This window comes from Novosphingobium nitrogenifigens DSM 19370 (assembly GCF_000192575.1).
GTDB classification, from domain to species: domain Bacteria; phylum Pseudomonadota; class Alphaproteobacteria; order Sphingomonadales; family Sphingomonadaceae; genus Novosphingobium; species Novosphingobium nitrogenifigens.
Genome location: NZ_GL876926.1, coordinates 366,734 through 390,627, shown reverse-complemented (window position 1 = coordinate 390,627; position 23,894 = coordinate 366,734). Strand labels below are relative to the sequence as shown.

Annotated in this window: 21 protein-coding genes; 12 read left to right on the top strand and 9 right to left on the bottom strand. The window is 64.9% G+C overall.

The genetic code is table 11. The features are described 5' to 3' along the window. Positions 1 to 92: 92 nt before the first annotated feature. From cysS to Y88_RS02090, 4 genes are all read right to left on the bottom strand, one after another. On the bottom strand, positions 93 to 1,550 hold the full coding sequence (gene cysS, locus Y88_RS02105; protein WP_008065804.1) for a cysteine--tRNA ligase: 1,458 nt from the start codon (positions 1,548 to 1,550) through the stop codon (positions 93 to 95). Between the two features lie 96 nt (positions 1,551 to 1,646). Continuing rightward, positions 1,647 to 3,464, bottom strand: coding sequence for a cobaltochelatase subunit CobT (cobT, locus tag Y88_RS02100; RefSeq protein ID WP_026166766.1), 1,818 nt, complete (start codon positions 3,462 to 3,464; stop codon positions 1,647 to 1,649). A gap of 74 nt (positions 3,465 to 3,538) precedes the next feature. After that, entirely contained in the window at positions 3,539 to 4,192 is a 654-nt protein-coding gene (gene fsa / locus Y88_RS02095; RefSeq protein WP_008065802.1) for a fructose-6-phosphate aldolase, read from the bottom strand. Positions 4,193 to 4,333: 141 nt separating this feature from the next. Next, a complete protein-coding gene (locus Y88_RS02090) occupies positions 4,334 to 5,011 on the bottom strand; it encodes a DUF4197 family protein (protein ID WP_008065801.1) in 678 nt (225 codons plus the stop codon). A 79-nt stretch (positions 5,012 to 5,090) separates the two neighbouring features. On the opposite strand from Y88_RS02090, the gene Y88_RS02085 reads away from it, so the two are divergent. The 4 genes from Y88_RS02085 to Y88_RS02075 all read left to right on the top strand — a co-directional run bounded on the left by Y88_RS02085 (position 5,091) and on the right by Y88_RS02075 (position 10,164). Next, complete coding sequence (locus Y88_RS02085; RefSeq protein ID WP_008065799.1) at positions 5,091 to 7,256, top strand: primosomal protein N'; 2,166 nt, start codon at positions 5,091 to 5,093, stop codon at positions 7,254 to 7,256. 136 nt (positions 7,257 to 7,392) lie between these two features. Next, positions 7,393 to 7,596 (top strand): hypothetical protein, encoded by a 204-nt coding sequence (locus Y88_RS19090; protein WP_157132568.1) that lies wholly within the window; start codon positions 7,393 to 7,395, stop codon positions 7,594 to 7,596. Between the two features lie 6 nt (positions 7,597 to 7,602). Next, entirely contained in the window at positions 7,603 to 8,490 is an 888-nt protein-coding gene (locus Y88_RS02080; protein ID WP_008065790.1) for a bestrophin family protein, read from the top strand. A gap of 51 nt (positions 8,491 to 8,541) precedes the next feature. After that, complete coding sequence (locus Y88_RS02075) at positions 8,542 to 10,164, top strand: cryptochrome/photolyase family protein (RefSeq protein WP_008065788.1); 1,623 nt, start codon at positions 8,542 to 8,544, stop codon at positions 10,162 to 10,164. Here Y88_RS02075 and ada read toward each other — a convergent pair. Beyond that, positions 10,116 to 11,159: a bifunctional DNA-binding transcriptional regulator/O6-methylguanine-DNA methyltransferase Ada gene (gene ada, locus Y88_RS02070; protein WP_026166767.1), complete on the bottom strand. Its 1,044-nt coding sequence runs from the start codon at positions 11,157 to 11,159 to the stop codon at positions 10,116 to 10,118. The two genes, Y88_RS02075 and ada, sit on opposite strands and share 49 nt — an antisense overlap. Positions 11,160 to 11,278: 119 nt before the next feature. Between ada and Y88_RS02065 the strand changes: the two genes are divergently transcribed. From Y88_RS02065 to Y88_RS02040, 6 genes are all read left to right on the top strand, one after another. Further along, positions 11,279 to 12,877 carry a S1C family serine protease gene (locus Y88_RS02065; RefSeq protein WP_018075246.1) on the top strand — a complete coding sequence of 533 codons (1,599 nt, stop codon included), beginning with the start codon at positions 11,279 to 11,281 and terminating at the stop codon, positions 12,875 to 12,877. A 235-nt stretch (positions 12,878 to 13,112) separates the two neighbouring features. Beyond that, positions 13,113 to 13,667, top strand: a complete 555-nt coding sequence (locus tag Y88_RS02060; RefSeq protein WP_008065783.1) for a F0F1 ATP synthase subunit delta — start codon at positions 13,113 to 13,115, stop codon at positions 13,665 to 13,667. A gap of 33 nt (positions 13,668 to 13,700) precedes the next feature. Then, positions 13,701 to 15,230: a F0F1 ATP synthase subunit alpha gene (gene atpA, locus Y88_RS02055; RefSeq protein WP_008065782.1), complete on the top strand. Its 1,530-nt coding sequence runs from the start codon at positions 13,701 to 13,703 to the stop codon at positions 15,228 to 15,230. 128 nt (positions 15,231 to 15,358) lie between these two features. After that, the gene (locus Y88_RS02050) at positions 15,359 to 16,231 is read left to right on the top strand and encodes a F0F1 ATP synthase subunit gamma (RefSeq protein WP_008065781.1); all 873 of its coding nucleotides are present in this window, start codon (positions 15,359 to 15,361) and stop codon (positions 16,229 to 16,231) included. Positions 16,232 to 16,260: 29 nt separating this feature from the next. Further along, positions 16,261 to 17,706 (top strand): F0F1 ATP synthase subunit beta, encoded by a 1,446-nt coding sequence (gene atpD / locus Y88_RS02045; protein WP_008065778.1) that lies wholly within the window; start codon positions 16,261 to 16,263, stop codon positions 17,704 to 17,706. A 58-nt stretch (positions 17,707 to 17,764) separates the two neighbouring features. Beyond that, complete coding sequence (locus Y88_RS02040; protein ID WP_018075247.1) at positions 17,765 to 18,019, top strand: ATP synthase F1 subunit epsilon; 255 nt, start codon at positions 17,765 to 17,767, stop codon at positions 18,017 to 18,019. Between the two features lie 160 nt (positions 18,020 to 18,179). On the opposite strand, the gene Y88_RS02035 is transcribed toward Y88_RS02040, so the two are convergent. Continuing rightward, positions 18,180 to 18,905 (bottom strand): MIP/aquaporin family protein, encoded by a 726-nt coding sequence (locus Y88_RS02035; protein WP_018075248.1) that lies wholly within the window; start codon positions 18,903 to 18,905, stop codon positions 18,180 to 18,182. Positions 18,906 to 19,074: 169 nt separating this feature from the next. Here Y88_RS02035 and Y88_RS02030 point away from each other — a divergent pair, with 169 nt between their 5' ends. Together Y88_RS02030 and Y88_RS02025 are read left to right on the top strand one after the other, a co-directional pair. Then, entirely contained in the window at positions 19,075 to 19,746 is a 672-nt protein-coding gene (locus Y88_RS02030; RefSeq protein WP_008065772.1) for a response regulator transcription factor, read from the top strand. A 51-nt stretch (positions 19,747 to 19,797) separates the two neighbouring features. After that, a complete protein-coding gene (locus tag Y88_RS02025) occupies positions 19,798 to 20,586 on the top strand; it encodes a glycosyltransferase family A protein (protein ID WP_008065770.1) in 789 nt (262 codons plus the stop codon). 54 nt (positions 20,587 to 20,640) lie between these two features. Here Y88_RS02025 and Y88_RS19310 read toward each other — a convergent pair whose 3' ends face one another. From Y88_RS19310 to Y88_RS02005, 3 genes are all read right to left on the bottom strand, one after another. Beyond that, on the bottom strand, positions 20,641 to 21,273 hold the full coding sequence (locus Y88_RS19310; protein WP_008065764.1) for an RcnB family protein: 633 nt from the start codon (positions 21,271 to 21,273) through the stop codon (positions 20,641 to 20,643). An 86-nt stretch (positions 21,274 to 21,359) separates the two neighbouring features. Further along, positions 21,360 to 22,787, bottom strand: coding sequence for an efflux transporter outer membrane subunit (locus Y88_RS02010; RefSeq protein ID WP_008065760.1), 1,428 nt, complete (start codon positions 22,785 to 22,787; stop codon positions 21,360 to 21,362). Beyond that, positions 22,784 to 23,893: an HlyD family secretion protein gene (locus tag Y88_RS02005; RefSeq protein ID WP_008065757.1), complete on the bottom strand. Its 1,110-nt coding sequence runs from the start codon at positions 23,891 to 23,893 to the stop codon at positions 22,784 to 22,786. The genes Y88_RS02010 and Y88_RS02005 overlap by 4 nt, the downstream gene beginning before the upstream one ends. Between the last annotated feature and the right edge of the window lies 1 nt (position 23,894).

Here is a 23,894-nt window from a genome sequence, read left to right as displayed (position 1 = left end):
AACGCGCAAAGCGAACTCGTCATCCTCAGATATGCCGATGTCAGCGGAAGAGGCGAACTGCCCTAGATCATCCCCGGCGATCCTGACGAGGATCAGGCGGGCTTCCAGTCCCAGCCGAGCGGGTCGCCGTCCATCACGTCCACGCCTGCAGCGGCCAGTTCGTCGCGAAGCGCGTCGGAACGGGCAAAGTCCTTGTCCGCACGGGCGGCGCGACGCGCGTCGAGCACCTCGGCGATCGCTGCCTCGTCGATGGTCGCAGTGCGGGGACGCAGGCGCAGCGCAGCCCGATCGAGCGTGAGCAGATCGAAACCGAGGACGGAATCGACAAGCGCGATCGCCGCCAGCTTTTCGGCCGGATCGACTTTCTTCATGCCCACGATCTCGTCGAGCACAGTCAAGGCGACCGGGGTATTGAGATCCTCGCTCATCGCCGCATCGAACCGGTCGAGCGCGTCGGCAAACTTCGGCCCGGGGGCGGCGGCGGGCTCGGCCGCACGCTCCTTGAGCTGCCCCACCGCCATGACCAGCCGCTTCAGCCGGGTCAGCGCGGCACCAAGCCCTTCCCAGGAGAATTCCAGTTCGCTGCGGTAATGCGCCTGAAGGCACATCATGCGGTAGGCGAGCGGATGATAGCCGCGGTCGATCAGCAGTTGCAGGCGCAGGAACTCGCCCGAGCTTTTTGACATCTTGCCCGAGCGTTCGACCAGGAAGTTGTTGTGGAGCCACATGCGGGCGCCCGAATTGGCCGGATCGGTCAGGCTGCCTGCGCAGCGGAACGCCTGATTCTGCGCGATCTCGTTGGGATGGTGGATTTCGCGATGGTCGATCCCGCCGGTGTGGATGTCGAAGGGAAAGCCGAGCAGAGCCCCACTCATGACCGAGCATTCCAGATGCCAGCCGGGCGCACCGCGTCCCCATGGCGAATCCCATTCCATCTGCCGCTTTTCACCCGGCGGCGTCTTGCGCCAGATCGCGAAGTCGGCCTTGTGCCGCTTGCCTTCGACGTCCTCGATCCGGCCTTCGCCTTCCTCGGTCGTCGCGCGCGCAAGCCGACCGTAATCGGCAACGCTGCCTACGTCGAAATAAAGACCGGTCGGCAATTCGTAGCAGTGCTTGTCGGCGATCTTTTCCGCAAAGGCGATCATCTGCGGAATGTAATCCGTCGCAATCGACCACTGGGCGGGCTGACGGATGTTGAGCGCGGCGATGTCGGCCCAATAGGCCTGCGTATAATGGCGGGCGATGTCCCAGATCGACTGTGCCCCTTGCGCGGCGGCCTTTTCCATCTTGTCCTCGCCATCGTCCGCGTCGTCGGTCAGATGGCCAACGTCGGTGATGTTGATGACATGGGTCAGCTTGTAGCCTTTGTAGGTCAGCGTCCGCCCGAGCACGTCGGCAAAGACATAGGCCCGCATGTTGCCGATGTGGGGATAGTTGTAGACGGTCGGCCCGCACGAATAGACGCGTGCCTCGCCGGGGTGGACCGGCTGAAACGGTTCGGACTGACGGGTCAGGCTGTTGAACAGCACGAGCGGGCGCGGATCGGTCATGGCGTGGGGCCTTGCCTCTTCCGCGCCCGCACCGTCAAGTGCGGGTTGCAGGGACGACAGTCACAGCCGCGCCCCTTCCCGGTGCGACCCCGCCCGTCAATCCGTCTCGAACAGGTCCGCAAGCTGTTCGACGATCGTCCCGCCGAGCTGTTCGACATCCATGATCGTCACCGCGCGGCGATAATAGCGCGTCACGTCGTGGCCGATGCCGATGGCGACAAGCTGCACCGGCGACTGCTTCTCGATCCAGTCGATCACTTTGCGCAAATGCTGTTCGAGATAGCCCGCGCTGTTCACCGACAAGGTCGAATCGTCGACCGGTGCGCCGTCGGAAATGACCATGAGGATACGACGGTCCTCCGGTCGGGCCAGCAGGCGGGTATGCGCCCAGAGCAAGGCTTCGCCGTCGATGTTTTCCTTGAGCAGCCCTTCGCGCATCATCAGGCCGAGATTCTTGCGCGCGCGGCGCCAGGGCTCGTCGGCCTTCTTGTAGACGATGTGGCGCAAGTCGTTGAGGCGCCCGGGGCTCGCCGGCTTGCCGCCCGCAAGCCACGCCTCGCGCGACTGCCCGCCCTTCCAGGCGCGGGTGGTAAAGCCCAGCACCTCGGTCTTGACCGCGCAACGCTCGAGCGTGCGCGCCAGAATGTCGGCGCTGATCGCCGCGATCGAGATCGGACGCCCGCGCATCGACCCCGAATTGTCGATCAGCAGCGTGACGACGGTATCCTTGAACTCGACGTCGCGCTCAACCTTGTAGGACAGCGAATGCCCCGGCGAGATCACCACGCGAGCGAGCCGCGCGGCATCGAGCAGGCCTTCTTCCTGGTCGAAATCCCACGAACGGTTCTGTTGCGCCATCAGGCGGCGCTGCAGGCGGTTGGCAAGACGCGTGACGACGCTCTGCAACCCCTTCATCTGCGCATCGAGATATGTGCGCAGGCGGGTCAGCTCGTCCTCATCGCACAGATCGCTCGCCGCGACGACTTCGTCGAACTGCTCGGTATAGGCGTGGTAGTCGAAATTGTCGGGAATGTCGGTCCAGGGACGATTGGGCCGGGTCGGCAACATGCCTTCCTCGCCCTCGTCGGAAATGTCGGCGTCCGCGCTTTCCTCGGTTTCGCCGGTTTCCTGCTCCTGCTCGCTGTCCTCGCCGCCTTCGCTGGTTTCACCCGCGACTTCGCTCGGGCTCTGCTCGGGCGAATCCTCGTTCTGTTCGGGCTGTTCCTCGCCGTCGTCCTCTTCGTCCTCGGCGTTCTCATCCTCGGAATCGGTTTCGGGCGCATCGGTCGGCTGGGTCAGTTCGAGATGCCCGAGCATGTCGAGCGCGAGCTGCTGGAACGATTTCTGATCCTCGAGCGCGGCGGCAAGCGCGTCGAAGTCCTTGTCGGCGCGCGCTTCGACCCAGCTGCGCACCATATCGGTGCCCAACCGGGCTGCCTCGGGCACCGGTTGTCCGGTCAGCCGTTCGCGCAAGAGCAAGGCGACGGCCGTCTGCAACGGCACGTCGCTGGCCCGGGCCGCGCGGGAAATGGGGTCGCTGGCCACGCGCATGTCGGTCGCGGCACCGATATTACCGCGAATCCCGGCATAGCCCTCGGACCCCAGCGCTTCGTAACGGACCTGTTCGATCGCATCATAGACCGCGCGCGCGACCGGTTCGCCCGGCGCGCGGCTCTGATGCAGCGCCGCATTGTGGAAACGCAGCTTGAGCGCCATCGAGTCGGCAAAGCCGCGCGCCTCGGCCACTTGTTCGGCCGGAAGCGCGCGGGGGGGCATCGGCACCCGCAAGGCCGTGCCCGACTGCCCCGGTGCATCGGCGGTCCATGCCACCTCGATTTCCGGTTCATCGGCCAGGGCCCGTGCCGTTCCAGTCAGAGCGGCACGGAATTGATCGAGAGGCGATTCGTCACGCAAGGCCACAAAGTATCCCTGATTGAAAGCGTATCCCTGATCGAAAACCAGGGTGGGCCGCAGAACGGCCCCGACTGTCAACCAATGCTTTGACCGGTCTTTGCCCAATCCGCAAGGAAGCCTTCGATCCCCTTTTCGGTCAGGACATGACGGAACAGTCCCTTGATGACCGCCGGCGGAGCCGTGATCACGTCCGCACCGATCTTCGCGCTTTCAAGCACATGGACGCCGTGACGGATCGAGGCGACCAGGATTTGCGTCGCATAGTCATAGTTGTCGTAGATCAGGCGAATGTCGCTGATGAGCTGCATCCCGTCGAAACCGTTGTCGTCGTGACGACCGACGAACGGCGAAACGAACGTCGCACCGGCCTTGGCCGCGAGCAGCGCCTGCGTCGCGGAGAAGCACAGCGTCACATTGACCATGGTGCCGTCGGCGGTCAGCTTCTTGCAGGTCTTGAGCCCGTCGATGGTCAGCGGAACCTTGACGCAGACGTTGTCGGCAATCTTGCGCAGGATTTCTGCCTCGCGCATCATGCCTTCATGGTCGAGAGCGACCACTTCGGCGCTGACGGGACCAGCCGTCAGCTTGCAGATTTCCGCCGTGACTTCGAGGAAATCGCGGCCCGACTTGGCGATCAGGCTGGGATTGGTGGTGACGCCGTCCAGAAGGCCGGTCGCGGCAAGGTCGGAGATTTCGGCAGTGTCGGCGGTGTCGACGAAGAACTTCATGGGGAATGCGTCCTGAAAAACGAAGGGCGCACCCGCAAGCGCGCCAGATCATGCTGGCGCGCCCTATAGGCAAAAGCCGCGCCGGGGCCAATCCCGCTTAGCCGATCACGCTTCACCGGTCCGCAGGAGCAAGGTCGTCCCTCAACGCGTCCCCAGAACGGCCGCCAGTTGCGGGTCGCCACCCGCCGTCGGATCGGCACGGATCGCGGCTTCCTCGTCGCCCACCGCATCCCAGACTGCTTCATCGGCATGGTCCGCAAACGTGCGGGCCAGCCCGTCCGCCCCGATCCCGGCAAGGGCACTGATAATCGGCCCCAGCACGGGATCGTCGAGCAGGCGGAAGAAATCGCGAAACTCGGGAAACATCGCCTCGACCACCGCAGGCCCCATCGAACTGCGCAAGAGATCGGTCGCGGCATGGGGCCCTCCGGCCAGAACCGCGCGGGCATTGGCAATGCCGATCGTGCGGACTGCCGCCGTGATGCGCGGCGCTGCGTCCCTTGCCGCGCGCATCGCCACGGGACGCAGCGTTTGCGCCAGCCGCTCGCGAAAGGCGGGGGAGGTCAGCGCAGATTGCAGCAGCAATCCGGCCGGGCCATATGTCTGGGGCAAGGCTGCACGGGCAAGAAAATGATCCCATGCCCCGCCGGGCTCGGCAAGCCGCGCGAGCGCCCGATCCGTCGAACGGCGCAACAGGCGTCGCACCGCTTCATCGAGGCTGAGCGGCGGCAACGAGGCGCAAGCGCCAAGCGCAAGGCTGGCACACAAGACCAATCCGCCTCCCAGCATGTCCCGTCGCAATAGGACCCGGTCGATCATTCCTGCCTCCGATTTCCGTATTCAATATCCGGCTCGGGGCTTGGCCCGGCCCGGCCCTGCCCCCTATAGACGCCCGAACATGAACCGTTGCCGATGCCTTGTCCTCAATGCCGCACTGGGTCCGCTCGACTATCGCGTGCCCGACGGCATGCATGTCGAACCCGGCAGCGTGGTGGTCGCTCCGCTTGGCCCCCGGCAAGTCATGGCCGTGGTCTGGGACGAAGGGCGCCTGCCCGGCACCGAAGTTCCCGCAGGCAAGCTGCGTCCCCTGCTCTCGGTCCTGCCGGTGCCGCCGCTGGCCGCACCCTTGCGACGACTGATCGAGTGGACCGCCGACTATTACCTGGCTCCGCTGGCGTCGGTCGTGCGCATGGCACTTTCGAGCAGCGCCGCGCTTCAGGGCGGCGGCATGGTCACCGAATATCGCCTGACCGGTGCGGAACCCGGCCGCCTGACCGCACAGCGGACACAGGCCCTGGAACGGCTGGAAGGGCAACAGGCAACGATTCGCGAACTCGCCGAGATCGCGGGCGTCTCCGACAGCGTCCTGCGCGGCATGGTCGGCGCCGGTCTCCTCGAAGCGGTCCGCGTCGACAGCGATCGCCCCTACCCAGAACCCGACCCGCACCATGCCGTACCCGATCTCAGCCCGGCACAGGCGGAAATCGCCGCGCGGCTGGTCGCCGTCGTCGAGGAACACCGGTTCCAGCCCTTTCTCCTCGACGGGGTGACCGGCTCGGGCAAGACCGAGACTTATTCCGAAGCGATTGCCGCCGCGATCGAAGCGGGACGACAGGTATTGATCCTCCTGCCCGAAATCGCGCTGACCCAGAATTTCCTCACCCGTTTCGAGGCGCGTTTCGGCTGTCCCCCGGTCGCGTGGCATTCCTCGCTCAAGAGTTCGGAACGGCGCCGGGCCTGGCGCCAGGTCGCGTTCGGCGGCGCCAAAGTGGTCGTCGGTGCCCGCTCGGCGCTATTCCTGCCCTTTGCCGCGCTTGGCCTCATCATCGTCGACGAAGCCCACGAAATCGCGTTCAAGCAGGAAGACGGCGTGCGCTACAACGCCCGCGACGTCGCCGTGATGCGCGCACGTTTCGAACAGATCCCGGTCGTTCTCGCCAGTGCAACGCCCGCGCTCGAAAGCCTGCAAATGGCCGAAGCCGGGCGGTACGAGCGCCTGATCCTGCCCGACCGGTTCGGCGGGGCCCAAATGCCCGACATCAAGATCGTCGATTTGCGCACCGAACAACCCGAACGCGGGCACTGGCTCGCTCCAACGCTCGTCCGCGCGCTGGTCGAACGTGCCGAACGGGGGGAACAGAGCCTGCTGTTCCTCAACCGGCGCGGCTATGCCCCGCTGACCTTGTGCCGGACATGCGGCTATCGATTCCAGTGCCCGAACTGTTCCGCATGGCTGGTGGAGCACCGGCTGTCGCGGCGGCTGGCCTGTCACCACTGCGGCCATGAAGTCCCGACGCCCGAACGCTGCCCCGAATGCGGCGAGCCCGACTGCCTTGTCGCCTGCGGTCCCGGCGTCGAACGCATCGCCGACGAAATGGCCGAAATCCTGCCCGACGCGCGCGTGGCGGTGGTCACATCCGACACACTGACGAGCCCGGCCAAGGCCGCCGAATTCGTCGACCTTGCGACCCACGGCGGCATCGACGTGATCGTCGGCACACAGTTGGTGACCAAGGGCTTTCACTTCCCCGAACTCACGCTGGTGGGCGTCGTCGACGCGGACATGGGTCTTGAAGGCGGCGACTTGCGTGCGGCCGAGCGCACCTATCAACAGATCGCCCAGGTCGCCGGACGCGCCGGGCGCGGGGAAAAACCGGGCGAAGTCCTGCTTCAGACCCGCCATCCCGAAGCCCCGGTGATCGCCGCCCTTGCCTGTGGCGACCGCGATGCCTTTTACGCCGCCGAAACCGAGGCTCGCCGATCGGCCGGAGCACCGCCGTTCGGTCGTTGGGCTGCGATCATCGTCTCGAGCGAGGACGAGGCCGAAGCCCGCGAAGCCGCACGGGCCATCGGCGGCACGCGCCCGGCACTTGACGACGTGATGATCCTCGGCCCGACCCCGGCGCCGCTCGCTCTCCTTCGCGGACGGTACCGCTATCGCCTGCTCATCAACGCGCGACGGTCGAGCGGCCTGCAGACGATCCTGCGCGAATGGCTCGAACCCCTCAAATTCCCGCCCGGGGTCCGTGTCGCGGTCGACATCGACCCCTACAGCTTCGTCTGAGGACGGCTGTGCATCACCGGCTTGCCGCACCGCACCATCGTTGTGCGGCGCGATAACATTTTGTTACAAAGCGGCAATTCAAAGGACAGATCGTTCGGCCAAATGAGGAGGCGTCCAGAAGATCAAGGAGTTGCCGATGTCTTCCGAACCACCCGCGCCAAAATCCGTCGCTCGCCCCGCACGCCGCCCGTCGCGGCGGGCCATGATCGAACTCACGCTGTTCTGCTGTGCAGTGCTGACGTATCTGGTCGCGACCGGGCGCCCTGAATGGTTCGACCTCTCTTCCGCCACGGCCACGCCGGTGGCATCCTTCCTGGCTCAGGCTCCCCACGGTAACTGATACCCCATGATCCTCAGTACGCCTCATACACTCAGAAACATTGCCGGGGCGATCCGCACGCCGGTCATCCTGCTGTTCGTCTGGGACGTGATCGTCACGGTCACTTATTACCTGTTCCCGTTCCCCGCGCCGGGTCTGCCGCTTACCCTCTTCGGCAGCGCGCTCGCGCTCATTCTCGGGTTCCGCAGCACCTCGGCCTATCAACGCTGGTGGGAAGGACGCGGTCTCTGGGGGCTGATGATCAACGCCAGCCGCAATCTGGCGCGCGCCGCGCGCAATTTCATGCCCGGCGAGGAAGGCTCGCGGCTGGCCCGCGCCATCGTCTTGCGCCAGATCGCCTATGTGAACGCGCTGCGCTGCCAGTTGCGCCGCCTGCCGCTCGACGCGTCGATCCTGCCGACCATTCCCGCCGGGGAAGCGAGTGCAGCCCTTGGCCGCACCAATGTCGCCAATGCCCTGCTCGACGAGACCGGCCACCAGATCGCCGACGCCCGCGCCAAGGGCATCATCGACACGATCCAGCAAGCCCAGCTCGAACGCGTCCTGGTCGACATCGCCAATTCGCAGGGTGGTATGGAACGGCTGAAAAATACGCCCCTGCCCTCTCAATTCCGGCTGTTCCCGACCTATTTCACCCATCTCTTCTGTATTCTCCTTCCGTTCGGACTGGTCGAGGCACTGGGCCCGGCAACGCCGCTCGGCTCGACCGTTGCGGGCATGATGTTCATGGCGGTGCTGGCCATCGGCGACGATCTGGTTGATCCTTTCGCCAACACCATTCACGACCTGCCGCTCGATGCCATGTGCCGCACGATCGAAATTGACCTTCTGCAAGGCCTTGGCGAACCCGCGCCCGCACCGGTCACGGCGAACGACGCCAACGTGCTCTGGTAACACCCCAAGGGGCAGCTTGATCGCCCCCCCTTCGAAGCGCAGCCGGGGTCGATGCACGCCATCGGCCCCGTTCTCGTTCCCGTCCTCGGGGATCAGTTGTCCCCGGCGATTTCCAGCCTGTCGGATCGCACGCGCAAGGATACCGTCGTCCTGATGATGGAAGTCGGTCAAGAGACCGGATACGTCCGCCATCATCAGGCCAAGATCGCCCTGATCCTCTCGGCCATGCGCCATTTCGCACAGGACCTGCGCGCCGACGGCTGGCAGGTTGACTATGTCCGCCTCGACGATCCCGACAACACGCACAGCTTTTCCGGGGAAGTCGAACGCGCGGCCCGCCGCCACCGGGCTCGCGGCATACAGGTGACCGAACCGGGCGAATGGCGCGTGCGCGCGATGATGCACGAATGGTCGGCAACCCTGGGCCTGCGCGTGCGGATCATGCCCGATACCCGTTTCATCTGCCCCTTGCCCGATTTCTTCCAATGGGCCGCCGGACGCAGCGAATTGCGGATGGAATGGTTCTACCGCACCATGCGCCGCAAGACCGGGCTCCTCATGGACGGAGACAAGCCTGTCGGCGGACGCTGGAATTTCGATGCGGAAAACCGTTCCGGCCCCGAGCCCGGCCTCTCGCCCCCCGCCCTACCCCGGTTCACGCCCCATTCGATCACGGGCGACGCGATCACGCGCGACGTGCTCGATCTGGTTTCCGACCGCTTTGGCGACCATTTCGGATCACTCGACGCGTTCGGCTGGCCGGTGACGCGACAGGACGCAGAGACCCTGCTCGACCACTTCATCGAACGGTGCCTCCCCCATTTCGGCCATTGGCAGGACGCGATGATGGCGGGCCACGACACCATGTTCCATTCGCTGCTCGCCCCGGCAATCAATCTTGGCCTTCTCGACCCGCTTGCCGTGTGTCGCCGTGCCGAAGCGGCCTATCGCTCCGGACAAGCGCCGATTGCCGCAGTCGAAGGGTTCATTCGCCAGATCATCGGCTGGCGCGAATATGTGCGCGGCATGTACTGGCTCGACATGCCCGGGCTTGCGGGGGCAAATGCTCTGGACGCGCAGCGACCGCTGCCCGAATTCTGGTGGACCGGGCAGACGCCGATGCGCTGCCTTGCCGAAACGGTCCGCTCCACGCGCGAGAACGCCTATGCCCACCATATCCAGCGCCTGATGGTGATGGGCAATTTCGCCCTGCTTGCCGGATTGCGGCCGCAAGAGGTCGCCGACTGGTTCCTTGCCGTCTATGCCGACGCCTTCGAATGGGTGGAATTGCCCAATGTCGCCGGCATGGCGCTCCACGCCGATGGCGGTCGCCTCGCGTCGAAACCTTACGCAGCGAGCGGGGCCTATATCGACCGCATGAGCGATTATTGCGGTGCCTGCCGCTATGACGTGAAGCGCAAGACCGGGCCGGACGCCTGCCCGTTCAATGCGCTCTACTGGCATTTCCTCGATCGCAATGCCGATCGCCTGTCCGGCAATCCCCGCCTTGCCTATCCCTATGCCACATGGGCACGGATGAGCCCGGAAAAACGGGCTGAAACCCTCGCCAGTGCCGAAGCCTTTCTCGCGACACTCCAACCGGCTGCCCCCGGCTGGGCCCGCAGTCAGGATTGCTCGCGGTCGAGCAACGCCTGCTTGATCGCCAGACCATAGGCATAGCCGCCAAGGCTGCCGTCGGTGCGAATCACCCGGTGACAGGGAACCAGCACCGCCACCGGGTTGGCGCCATTGGCACTGCCCGCCGCGCGCACGGCTCCCGGACTGCCGACCGCAGCCGCAATCTGCGCATATGTGCGGGTTTCCCCCGGCGGAATCGTCCGCAAGGCGCGCCAGACGGCCTCCTGAAACGCGGTCCCGCGCACATCGAGGGGGATATGATCCGCTCGCCCCGGCGTCTCGACTGCCGCCACGACCTGGGCGAGCAAGGCTGCGAATTCCTCTCCGCCCTCGATCCGCTCGGCGTTGGGGAAACGGGCTGCCAGCGATTCGCCATCCTCTCCAAAGGCCAGACGACACACCCCCTTTTCCGTCGCCGCGACCAGCATCGATCCCAAACTGGTCGGAACCACCGCCCATCGGATGCTCGTCCCGCGCCCGCCATCCACCCATGCCGAAGGCGTCATGCCCAACCTCTCCTGTCCTGCCTCGTAAAACCGCGACGGCGCGGAAAAACCAGCCGCATAGATCGCCCCTGTCACGTCATCTTCGCAAGTGAGCGCCTCGGCCATGCGCCCCGCGCGCAAGGCACGGGCATAAGCAGCCGGTGACAGCCCCGCCTGACGGGTAAACAGGCGTTGGAAATGGGCCGGACTATAGCCGACCGCATCGGCAAGCTCCGCCAAAGTCGGTATGCCTTCGCTTGCCCGGATACGTTCGATTGCCGTCAGCACCGCTGCATCGTCGCGCGCAAGATCGTCGGGCCTGCACCGCCGACAGGGCCGGAATCCCGCCGCCCTTGCCGCAGGCCCGTCGGCCAGGAAACGCATATTCCCGCGCGCCGGATGCCGCGCCGGGCACGACGGGCGGCAATAGATCCCGGTCGAGGTGACCGCCATGACGAACCGCCCGTCGAACTCGCGATCGCGGTCGAGCACGGCCTGCCAGGCCCGCTCGTCCCCAATGCTGTCATCTGCGGCCGGGTCCGGCATGGTGGTTCCCTCTCGAAAGGCGTTCGGCATGAAATCCATGCCGTTCTTTTGCTCTCCGGGACATGACTTACGCATCCCGCGCCTTGCGATCAAAAGCGAACCGGGCAAGAACGGCGGCCATGGCTCGTTTTCGCACTGCTTTCCGCCTGCCCGCGCTGCTGCGCGCGCCGTTGCACGCCTTTGCGCTGATTCTCTCCGCCCTCTTTCCCTTGGCACCGGCCCATGCCGACCCGGCCGACATCGCCGCCGCCAGTCGGGGCGTGGTCCGCGTCGTCATCGTGCGCAGCGGATGGATGGGAACCAGCCTGCTCGGCCACGGCTCCGGCTTTGCAATCACGCCCGACCTCATCGTGACGAATGCGCATGTGGTCGAAGACGCCCACAACGATTCCAACGTCCTGATCGGCGTCATCCCTTCGCAGGGCCGATCTAGCTTCCCGGCAAAGATCGTTGCCTTTTCGCCCGGCAACGACCTTGCCCTCCTGCAACTGGGCAACCATGCCTCGCTGCCTCCGCTCACCCTGTTCCCCGGTCCGGTCCAGGACGGCGCACAGGTTTCGGCGGTCGGCTATCCCGGCAATGTCGATCAGGCCCAGGGTCTCGGCGTCGGCGATCTCGTCACCCCGCAGGATACAGTGAAAACCTATGGGCAGGTTTCGGGAGGCCGCTCGTCGAAGGAATTCGACACGATTCTCCACACCGCCCAGCTTGGCGCGGGCAATTCCGGCGGCCCCCTGCTCGACACGTGCGGCCGGGTGATCGGCGTCAACAGCTTCGGCACGATCAGCGACAACGGCACGGATTCCTCTTTCTTTTTCGCGGTTTCCATGCGGGAATTGGAGCCGTTCCTGAAAACAGCCGGGGTAACGCCGCATCTGGCGGGCCTGCCCTGCATCTCCATTGCCGACCTCGATCGCGCCGACAGCCAGCGCGCCGCCGACGATCAAGTCCGCGCCTCTGCGCAACAGGCCGCCCGCGCCGCCGCGCATGACCGCGCCCTCGACAAGGCCCGCCGCGACGCGGAACTCAATGTCCTCTCCGAACGCGACAACGGACTTGCCATTGCCGCCCTGCTGCTCGTCGTTGCCATCGGAGTTGCCACTTTCGCCTATCTCCAGTGGCAGAAAGGCAATCGCCGGAACATGAAGATCGCGCTCGGCCTTTGTGTGGTCCTTGTCCTTGCCGCCGTCTTCGCCTGGCTGCTGCGCCCCTCGCTCGGCGCCATCGATGACCGCGCCAAGGATATTCTGGCCGAGGCCGATGCCAGTGCGGCAGCCTCTCCCGACGCCTCGGGAAGCCCCGCGAGCGATGGCACCGGCAAGCTCATCTGTGTACTCGACCCGCAGCGCAGCCGCGTCACCGTCTCGGACATCACCGACGTGCCCGTCGAATGGAGCGCAGGGGGCTGCGTCAACGGGCGCACCCAGTACGGCCTTTCCCAGGACGGCTGGTCACGCATCCTCGTCCCCAACGGCGAGGACACCATCTCGGTCACGCATTTCGATCCCGACACCCGCACTTATACCGTCGAACGCTTCCTCATGGGGATCGACGACATGAACCGCGCCCGGGCCGAACGGCAAAAGATCTCGATTCCCTCATGCGGCGGCAATCAGGACCTTGCCCGCCAGTTCGGTGCGGCCCAGGGCGCCATCAAGGCCCTGCTCCCGCCCGAACCCAACGAACGCATGCGTTACAACTGCCAGCCGATGCGCTAAGGACAAGGACAGGAGGGAGCCGACTGGATCGTTCGAACGCGGCTTTTGGGGGCCAGAGTCGCGTTTTCGGGACAGGAAAATGCATACGTCTGCACAGACAAGCACCGGACTTGCGAACTGCTATCTTGTAATACGCAACCGAGGTTGCTAGGCGCCCCCCGATTGCAGGCTGTGACACCCGCTCGAAGCGGGGCGAACAGCCATGAGGACTCATCCGACGAGGGGACGAAAGCGCGTGGGGATTTCCGGCGCCATTACGGCAAGTCTGGCGGGGCGTTACGCCTCGGCGCTCTTTGATCTGGCCAGCGAGCAGGGTGCAACCATCGTTGTCGAGAGCGATCTCGAACGCCTGGCTGCAGCGATCAGCGAATCGGCTGACTTCGCCCTGCTGATCCGCGATCCGCAGATCACCCGCGAAGCCGCTGCCAAGGCAGTAAAGGCTGTTGGCGAAGTGCTCGGCGTTTCGCCGATCACGGCCAATTTCCTGGGGGTTCTGGCGGAAAACCGCCGCCTGGCCTCGCTTCCTGACATCGTTCGCGCCTTCGCGACGATTTCGGCCGACGTGCGTGGCGAAGTGACGGCAAGCGTCACGACCGCTCATCCGCTCGACGATGCCCAGCTTGCCGAACTTTCGGCCAAGCTTTCCGCGCGCGAAGGCCGCGCGGTCAAGATCCGCACCCGGGTCGATCCCGACATCCTCGGCGGTCTGGTCGTCCAGATCGGCAGCCAGATGATCGATGGTTCGATCCGCACCCGTCTCAATTCGCTTGCCCAGGCCATGAAGGCCTGAAGCGCCTTCGACAGTTTGCACGAAAGGCAGAACATGGAAATCCGCGCCGCTGAAATCTCAAAGGTCATCAAGGACCAGATCGCCAGCTTCGGCACAGAAGCGCAGGTCTCGGAAGTCGGCTCGGTGCTGTCGGTCGGCGACGGCATCGCCCGCATCCACGGCCTCGACAAGGTCCAGGCCGGCGAAATGGTCGAATTCGCCAATGGCGTTAAGGGCATGGCGCTCAACCTCGAAGCCGACAACGTCGGCGTCGTGATCTTCGGCACCGACTCCGAGATCAAGGAAGGCGACACCGTCCGCCGCACCGGCACCATCGTGGACGTTCCCACCGGCAAGGGCCTGCTCGGCCGCGTCGTCGACGCGCTCGGCAACCCGATCGACGGCAAGGGCCCGATCATGTACGCCGAACGCCGCCGCGTCGAGCTCAAGGCTCCGGGCATCATCCCCCGCAAGTCGGTGCATGAACCCGTCCAGACCGGCCTCAAGGCGATCGACGCCCTGGTCCCGATCGGCCGTGGCCAGCGCGAGCTGATCATCGGCGACCGTCAGACCGGCAAGACCGCCGTCGCGATCGACACCTTCATCAACCAGAAGCCGGCCAACACCGGTTCGGATGAAGGCAAGAAGCTCTACTGCATCTACGTCGCAGTCGGCCAGAAGCGCTCGACCGTTGCGCAGATCGTCCGTCAGCTCGAAGAAAACGGCGCGCTCGAATACTCGATCGTCATCGCCGCGACCGCTTCGGAACCGGCTCCGCTGCAGTACCTCGCGCCCTACACCGGCTGCGCGATGGGCGAATTCTTCCGCGACAACGGCATGCACGCCGTGATCGTGTATGACGACCTTTCCAAGCAGGCCGTTGCCTATCGCCAGATGTCGCTGCTGCTTCGTCGTCCTCCGGGCCGTGAAGCTTATCCGGGCGACGTGTTCTATCTCCACAGCCGTCTTCTTGAACGCGCTGCGAAGATGAACGACGACAACGGCGCCGGCTCGCTGACCGCGCTGCCGATCATCGAAACCCAGGCGGGCGACGTTTCGGCGTACATTCCGACCAACGTGATCTCGATCACCGACGGCCAGATCTTCCTCGAAACCGGCCTGTTCTATCAGGGCATCCGTCCGGCCATCAACGTCGGCCTCTCGGTCAGCCGCGTCGGCTCGGCCGCCCAGACCAAGGCGATGAAGAAGGTTTCGGGCTCGATCAAGCTCGAGCTGGCGCAGTACCGCGAAATGGCGGCCTTCGCCCAGTTCGGTTCGGACCTCGACGCTTCGACGCAGAAGCTTCTGAACCGCGGTGCACGCCTGACTGAACTGCTCAAGCAGCCCCAGTTCTCGCCGCTCGCGTTCGAAGAACAGACTGTCGTCATCTTCGCCGGCACCAGCGGCTACCTCGACTCGATCCCGGTCAACCAGGTGACGCAGTACGAAGCCGAACTGCTGAGCTACCTGCGCACCGAACGCGCCGACATCCTCGCCGAAATCCGCGACTCCAAGGATCTTGGCGACGCGACCAAGGCGAAGGTCAAGGAAGCGCTCGAAACGTTCGGCAAGCGGTTCGCGTGATCGCAAGGGAACCGGTCCTTTCGGGACCGGTTCCTGTCGACCGGCCGGTCTGACCCGGCCGGATTTCCCCGGTTCGTGCCGCCTGATTTTCCGTTCGCGGACAGGGGCGGCTACAAAGGAAACGACGAGTGGCCTCGCTCAAGGAACTCAAGCTCCGGATCAACTCGGTCAAGTCGACCCAGAAGATCACCAAGGCCAAGCAGATGGTCGCTGCAGCCAAGCTGCGCAAGGCGCAGGCCGCCGCCGAAGCCGCGCGTCCCTATGCGACGCGCCTTGCCGACGTTGTCGGCAGCCTCGCCAGCCGCGTGACGCTGAGCGAGAGCTCGCCGCGCCTTCTTGCCGGTACCGGCAAGGATCAGGTGCATCTGCTGGTCGTCGCGAACTCTGACCGCGGTCTGTGCGGCGCGTTCAATTCGAACATCGTCAAGGCTGCAAAGCTCAAGGCGCACGAACTGACCGCGCAGGGCAAGACCGTGGTGTTCTACCTGGTCGGCCGCAAGGGTCGCGTGCCGATCCGCCGCGACTTCCCCAAGGCGATCATCGGCTCGTTCGACACGACCACCGTGCGCGAAGCCGGCTTCACCGAAGCCGAAGCGATCGCACAGGAACTGCTCGCGCTTTATGATGCGGGCAAGTTCGACATCGCCCACCTCTTCTTCGGCAAGTTCCGCAGCGCTCTGGTGCAGGAACCGACCGTGCAGCAGATCGTCCCGGTGCCCGCCCCCAAGGCGGCCGTGAGCGACGGTGCGGTGGTGCAGTACGAACCCGACGAGGAAACCATCCTCGCCGAGCTTCTGCCGCGCTATCTGCGCACCCAGATCTTCGGCGCGCTGCTCGAAAACGCAGCGAGCGAACAGGGTGCGTCGATGACCGCGATGGACAACGCCACGCGCAACGCCGGCGAACTCATCAAGAAGCTGACGATCCAGTACAACCGCAGCCGTCAGGCCGCGATCACCACCGAACTCGTCGAAATCATTGCTGGCGCGGAAGCGCTGTGACGACCCGATAAGAACGCAAGGAAAAACCCATGGCCACCGTGCTCACCTCTACCGGCAAGATCAGCCAGGTCATCGGCGCCGTTGTCGACGTGCAGTTCGACGGCGAACTGCCGGCGATCCTCACCGCGCTCGAAACCGACAACAACGGCAATCGCCTTGTTCTCGAAGTCGCGCAGCACCTCGGTGAAAACACCGTCCGCACGATCGCGATGGACTCGACCGACGGCCTGACCCGCGGGCAGCCCGTCAGCAACACCGGCGCGCAGATCTCGGTTCCCGTCGGTCCCAAGACCCTCGGCCGCATTCTGAACGTCGTCGGCGACCCGATCGACGACAACGGCCCGGTCGGCGCCGACATGTTCGCCCCGATCCACGCCAAGGCTCCGGAATTCATCGAACAGTCGACCGAAGCCGCGATCCTCGTCACCGGCATCAAGGTCATCGACCTTCTCGCTCCCTACGCCAAGGGCGGCAAGATCGGTCTGTTCGGCGGTGCGGGCGTCGGCAAGACCGTTCTCATCCAGGAACTGATCAACAACATCGCCAAGGGTCACGGCGGCGTGTCGGTCTTCGCGGGCGTCGGTGAACGTACCCGTGAAGGTAACGACCTCTACCACGAATTCCTCGATGCCGGCGTTATCGCGAAGGACGCGGAAGGCAACGCCACCTCGGACGGTTCGAAGGTTGCGCTCGTTTTCGGCCAGATGAACGAACCCCCGGGCGCCCGCGCTCGCGTCGCTCTCTCGGGTCTGACGATGGCCGAATACTTCCGCGACCAGGAAGGCCAGGACGTTCTGTTCTTCGTCGACAACATCTTCCGCTTCACCCAGGCGGGTTCGGAAGTGTCGGCGCTGCTCGGCCGTATTCCTTCGGCGGTGGGCTATCAGCCGACCCTGGCGACCGACATGGGTCAGCTGCAGGAACGCATCACCTCGACCACCAAGGGCTCGATCACCTCGGTTCAGGCGATCTACGTCCCTGCGGACGACCTTACCGACCCTGCTCCGGCTGCTTCGTTCGCCCACCTCGACGCGACCACCACGCTGTCGCGTTCGATCGCCGAACTCGGCATCTATCCGGCGGTCGACCCGCTCGACTCGACCAGCCGCGTTCTCGAACCGCGCATCGTCGGTGAAGTGCACTACAGCACCGCTCGTCGCGTTCAGGAAACGCTGCAGAAGTACAAGTCGCTTCAGGACATCATCGCCATCCTCGGGATGGACGAACTGTCGGAAGAGGACAAGCTGACTGTCGCCCGCGCGCGCAAGATCCAGCGCTTCCTGTCGCAGCCGTTCCACGTCGCCGAAGTGTTCACCGGCTTCCCCGGCAAGTTCGTTCAGCTCGAAGACACCGTCACCTCGTTCAAGGCGGTTGTGGACGGCGAATACGACCACCTGCCCGAAGCCGCGTTCTACATGGTCGGCGGCATCGCGGAAGCGGTCGAAAAGGCCAAGAAGCTGGCTGCTGAAGCCTGATCAGGCGAAACCCGCCCCTGCATAGTGCCGGGGCGGGCCTTACCGGGACTGCATGACCATGCCGCTGCATTTCGAACTCGTTACTCCCGCCCGGCTCGTCCTGTCGGAAGAAGTCCATCAAGTCGTCGTGCCCGGCACCGAAGGCGAATTCGGCGTGCTCGAAGGCCACGCTCCGTTCACTTCGACGGTGAAGGACGGCGTGATCCGCGTCTGGCGCAGCGAAAACGGCCACCCGGAAGAAATTCCGGTCAAGGGCGGTTTCGCGGAAGTCAGCGCCAAGGGCCTGACCGTTCTTGCCGAACACGTCGGGTGAGCCAGGACTGATCCGGGAAACCGGGCCAGAAACCGAGCGAAACGAAAAAAGGGGCGGTCGGAAACGACCGCCCCTTTTTTCGTTGTAAGCTTTCCGGGACAACCCTGGTTTCTCTCGTTTGGCGTCCACGCCCGATGCACGACGCCACCGCCTTTCCGCCTCAGATGATCCCGGTCGCCCGGACGATCACTGCGCCGACCACGCCGCCGAGCAAGGGAGCCACGACCGGCACCCACGCATAACTCCAGTCAGCGTCACGCTTCCCCGCGATCGGCAGCAGGGCATGGGCGATACGCGGCCCCAGATCGCGCGCGGGATTGATCGCATAGCCGGTGGGACCGCCGAGCGAGAGCCCAAGCGCCCAGACCAGAATGCCCCACAGGAACGGCGACAAGCCCGGCGCAAGGCCACTTGCCGAGACGCCCTTCGACCCGATCGCGGTCCCGACCACGATCAGAGCGACTGTGCCGAGGAATTCAGTCAGGGCATTGGCGGCCGGAGCCCGGATCGCGGGTTGCGTGCAGAACACTGCCAGCTTGCTCTCCGGATCGGATCCGGCCCAATGCGGCAGATAGACCAGCCAGACCAGAACGCCCGAAACGATCGCCCCGGCCATTTGTGCGGCGATATAGGGCACGACATGGCTGTAATCCCCCGAAGTGACGGCACCCGCGAGTGTCACGGCAGGGTTGAGATGGGCAACGCCGCCGACAGCAAGGCTGGTGACGATCCCGCAAAGGACCGCAAAGCCCCATCCGGCGGTAATGACGATCCAGCCGCCGTCCTTGCCTTTCGAGTCCGCCAGCAGGGCATTGGCGACAACGCCATTCCCGAACAACAGGAGCACCATCGTCCCCAAAAACTCCCCGAACAACGGGCCATGCATGATCCTGTCTCTCCCTCGTTTTTGGAAACTCGCCCGTTCGCGGGCGGCGCGCAGCTAAGCCTGCCCGAACCGGATGCGCAAGCCATGTGCGCATCGTCATGGACCCGTCACATTCCGCAGACAAAGAGCGCATCAGGCCACCTTCCCGGCATCATTGCGACAGGACCCCATGCGGCAGATCGACATTCTCGTGACCGGCCAGATGCCGGGCGGCAGCGACAGCTTCGTCCACGGCGACTTGCGCGTGGTCTTTCACAAGTGGGGCGGTTCGGCTCCCCTGCCCCTGATCGATGGTCGCCCGTGGGCTTTCGTGGACTGGGTCTTGCCGGACCTGTCGGGACTGGAACTTTGCCGCCGCTTGCGCTGCGATCCGCAGACCGAGACCGCGCATGTGACCATGGTGCTCGAAGAGGACGAGGCCGAAGCGAAGCGCCGGGCCCTGCGTGCCGGAGCCGACGACTATATCATCGGCCCGATCGATCGATCCTCGGTCCTCGACCGCGTTCTCTCGGTCCAGTTGCCCGAAGCGGAAATCCCGGCGCGCACCTTGCGGCTGGGTGATCTCTCGCTCGACCTTTCCGCATTGCAGGCACGGTGGAAGGACAAGCCGATCGGGCTCATGCCCAACGAGTTCCGCCTCCTGCGCTATCTGATGGAACAGCCCGGCCAGGTCTTTTCGCGCGGGCAGTTGATCGCCGCGCTCGGCAAGGTGGAACAGCCGATCGACGAACGCACGGTCGATGCCTGGGTCAGCCGTCTGCGCCGGGCTCTGCGTGACGCCGGTGCGGGCTATCCCTTGCGCACGGTGCGGTCGCTCGGCTACGTGCTCGACAAGCCCTGAGGGCCGTCGAGGCGCACCCCCGCGCCGGCCGGGGCAGTTCTGGATCGCACCTTGTCCTCGACTTCGCCCCGCGTCTCTCTGGTTCTTCCCTATTACAACGAAGAGAACTTCATCCTGCCGACGCTCAAGGCGATTGCGGCACAGGATACCCGGGACTTCCGCCTGATCATCGTCAACAACCGCTCGTCCGACGCGTCGCCCGCGATGGTCGAAGAGTTCCTGTCACAGAGCGGGCTCAATTATCTCCACGTCGTCGAGGAAACGCCGGGCGTCGTCTCGGCGCTGATGAAGGGGATCTCGCTCGCGAGCGGGGACTTCATCACCTTTCTCAATGCCGACACGATCTACCCGCCGCATTATGTGTCGCGGGTGATCGAACTGTTCGATGCCAATCCCACCGCGACCAGCGTGATGGCCATCGACATCTATGGCCCGCCCGAAAGCGCCGAAGCGAAAGCACGCCTGCGCCGGGTGCTTTTCGCCAGCCGAATGTTGCCGAAAAAGTGCCACGCGGGGACTTATGCGCAATCCTGGCGGCTGGCCCCGTTCCGTGCAGCCGGTGGCTTCGACACCGCAATCTGGCCCTATGTTCTCGAAGATCACGAGATCATGGTGCGCATGATGGACAAGGGGCCCTCGATCTATGACGAGCGGCACTATTGCTTCCCCTCGCCCCGCCGTACCAATTCGACGGCCGTCAGCTGGAACGGATGGGAAAAGATCGCCTATGGCTTGCTCCCTGCCCGCGCGATGCCGTGGTTCTTCTACAGCTATCTTGCGGGCAAGTTCGCCCGTCGCAAGATGATGAGCGCGGCGCTGCGCAACCGCAGCTGGGAATGAAACGAAACGGGCCGCTCGGTTGAGCGGCCCGTCCGATTTTGCCTGATAGTCTGCTTAGAGGAAGCGGCCGTAGATCACCTGCAGGATTTCGCCCGTACGAATATCGATCAGCAGCGCGTCCGGGCCATAGCGAACCCATTCGCAATCGACCGGCGGCACGTCGAGACCGAACAGCCAGTAGTCCGACATCCAGTAATTGCGGCCCCAATAGGCACGCGGCAGGACTTCCCCATAGCCCCAGCGGCGATAGCGATAGCCGTAAGGCGCCCGATAGGGACCGACGTGGTAGCCGTGGTCGGCGTTGAAATTGTGGTTGTAGGCCCGACGATCGATGCTCTGCGGACGCGAAGGCCCACCCCCCTGCATCGAGGGGGGCGAATAACCGTTGGGTGCGCGTTCGCGTTCGACCTGACGCCCGCCGCGATCGCCGCCCTGCATCCCGCCAGCCGATCCGCGTTGACCACCGTATTGTCCGCCGGACTGCTGCCCGCCGCCAAAACCGCCGCCCTGGCCGCCGCCACTCTGGCCGCCACCCCCTTGGCCACCGCCACCCGGCCCACCGGAATGACCGCCCTGTCCTCCGCCTCCGTTCGGGGCATGCTGGGCGAATGCGGACATCGGCGAGATTGCCGCCAGAACGACAAGACCGGCAACGATCCCGGCGCGCGCTCCGTTTGTGCGACGCATGATTGTCTCCTTTCCGTGATTGTCGCCGCCTGATGCTGCGGGGGTAGTCGTGAACCCTGATAAGACCAACGCATTGGAGTGTGGTCTCATTCCTTCGCCGCTTCCGTCAGATCGCCTCCACCGAGTGCGACATAAAGCGCAACGATATCCTGCAGATGCGTCGAACGTGCCGACAGCGCAGCGATACGCGCCTGCTGCCACGTCACGCGAGCGGCTTCGAGATCAGCCGCGCTGAGCAACCCTGCGCCTGCATTGGTCTGCGCCAGATGCCAAGCCAGATCCGCGTCCGCGAAGGCCTTGGTCGCGGCGGCATCGGCAGCCCCGTCTTCGGCATTGGCCGTCAGGGCATCGGCGACTTGTCCGAACGCGGTCAGGACGGTCTGCCGGTAATCGGCCATGGTGGCAACGAACGTGGCCTTTGCCGCCTTACGCCGGTTGATCAGTGTCCCGCCTTCGAAAATCGGCGCAGCGACACCGGCCGCATAACTCCACACGCCGGTCCCGCTGGTAAACAGGCGTTCGAAATTGTTGGTCGTCGACCCCGTGCTCGCGCTCAGAGTGATCTGCGGCAGCATCGCGGCCGTCGCCACGCCAACCTGCGCACTGGCCGCATGCGCCGTCGCTTCGGCCACGAGAATGTCGGGCCGATGCCGCACGAGCTCTGACGGCAGGCGCAAGGGCACCGATCCGGCCGGACTGAAGTCTGCGAGGGTCAGCGAGGGCAACCCGGCTCCGGCCGGTGGACTGCCGATCAGAACGGCGAGCGTATCGTCGGCCTGCCGCGCTTTCACCCGGGCGGCATTGCGATCGATCCGCGCCGTTTCGAGTTGATTGGACAAGACGATCTCGCTCGACAAAGGCTGTGTCCCGGCGACCGTACGCGCATGGGCGGCGGCCAGTTGCACTTCGTCGGCACCGACGATCGCATCCCATGCCTCCACCTCTTCGTGGAAAGCGGCACGGGCAATGGCAGTTGTCGCGATATTGCCCGCCAGTGTCAGTTGCGTGCCCCGCAAGGTCTCGCGCTCTGCCACCGCAGTCGCACCGAGCGCCTCCACCGTTCGCCGGTTGGCGCCAAAGATGTCGAGCAGGTAGCTGACCGACAGAGAGGGCGTGAACACCGAGAAGACATTGCTGTTGTTCGACACGCCAAGGCGCGTGAGGCTGTATTTCTCGCGCGTTGCATCGAAACTGGCGCTCGCCTGAGGGAAAAAGGCGCCATACCCGGCCCGCAGTGAGGCTTCGGCCGAACGCAACCGGGCCTTCGCCGCATCGATCTGCGGGCTGCCAGTCAGCCCTCGCTCAACCAGCGCATCGACTTGCGCATTGCCGAGCGCATGCCACCAGTTTCCGGCGATCGGCCCGGGCGCTGCGGCGCCATCCCCACCATCGCGATAGCTCGCCACCGAAGGCGCCGCCGGGCGATGGAAATTCGGTCCGACCGCACAGCCCGCCAGCCCCGAGCACAGGATCGTCCCCGCACACAGGATCAGGACTGCGCAACGCGCGCTCATTTCCCGTCCCCACTGATATAGATGTCGACGAGCTGACCGGGATAGACGGTCATGCCCTTGGGCGGAGTGAAGGAGAAAATCACCGGCAGCACGCGCAAGTCGACGCGTTCCTGCCGTTGGTCCGACAACGAGATCTTGGGCGAGACATAAGGCTGCACCCGTTCGAAATGCAGCGGGATATGAACGTCCGAGCCGCGCAGGCTCATGACCGCTTTCACTTGTCCCTTGCCGTCCGGACCGATCGGCAAATGCGGCAACAGGATCTCGTCGACATAGGCGCGCACCTGCAACCGTCCTCCGGTCGCCGGACCATACGTGATCACCGGAACGGTCGCCTGCGTGCGCGGGTCATAGACGCCGCCGGTCGAGACCGTGCTGCCGACAGTCGCGGCAATCGCCATGACGACGCCATCCGCAGGCGCACGCAAAGTGAACTTGTCGAGCGTCGCATGGGCCGCTTGTGCCGCCTTGGACGCCGCACGCGCGGTAGCTTCCTGATTGGCGATGTCGAAATGCCATGCCCCCGCGCGCACGAGGTCGGTGTTGCGCCGGGCCACCTTGTAGGCGGTCGCCGCAATCGCTTCAGTATTGCGCGCATTGTCGAGTGCGTCCCGGCTGACCGAACGCGGATCGAGTGCAAAGGCGCGCTCCTGCTTGGCGCGCGCGTCGGCGGCGTTGCGCAAGGTTGCCGCGGCGTTTTCGGTCTGTGCTTCGGACACGGCGAGCGTTTCGGGGCGCGGCTGGGCATGCAATTCCGCCAGCGTTCCGGCTGCCGCAGCGGCTGCGGCGTCGAGCTGCTCTGCATTGGGGCGCTGAATGCTGTCGTCGAGTTGCAACAAGGGCTGCCCGGCACGGACATGGTCGCCTTCGCGCACCAAGACGCGGGCAACCTTGCCTGACACTTCGGGATTGAGCGCGAGGTCGATACCCTGGGGCTGAAGGCTCTCGATCATGCCGTTGGCATAGATCCCGTCGGCATAGGGGTTCGAGACCGGCTTGAAGAGCGGCTTTTCCGCCGCATGATGCTCGCTCAGGACCCATGCGCTGCCCAGCGCGAGCGCAAGCCCGGCAACGGCGGCCAGATAGACGGGACGTACGCGGATCATG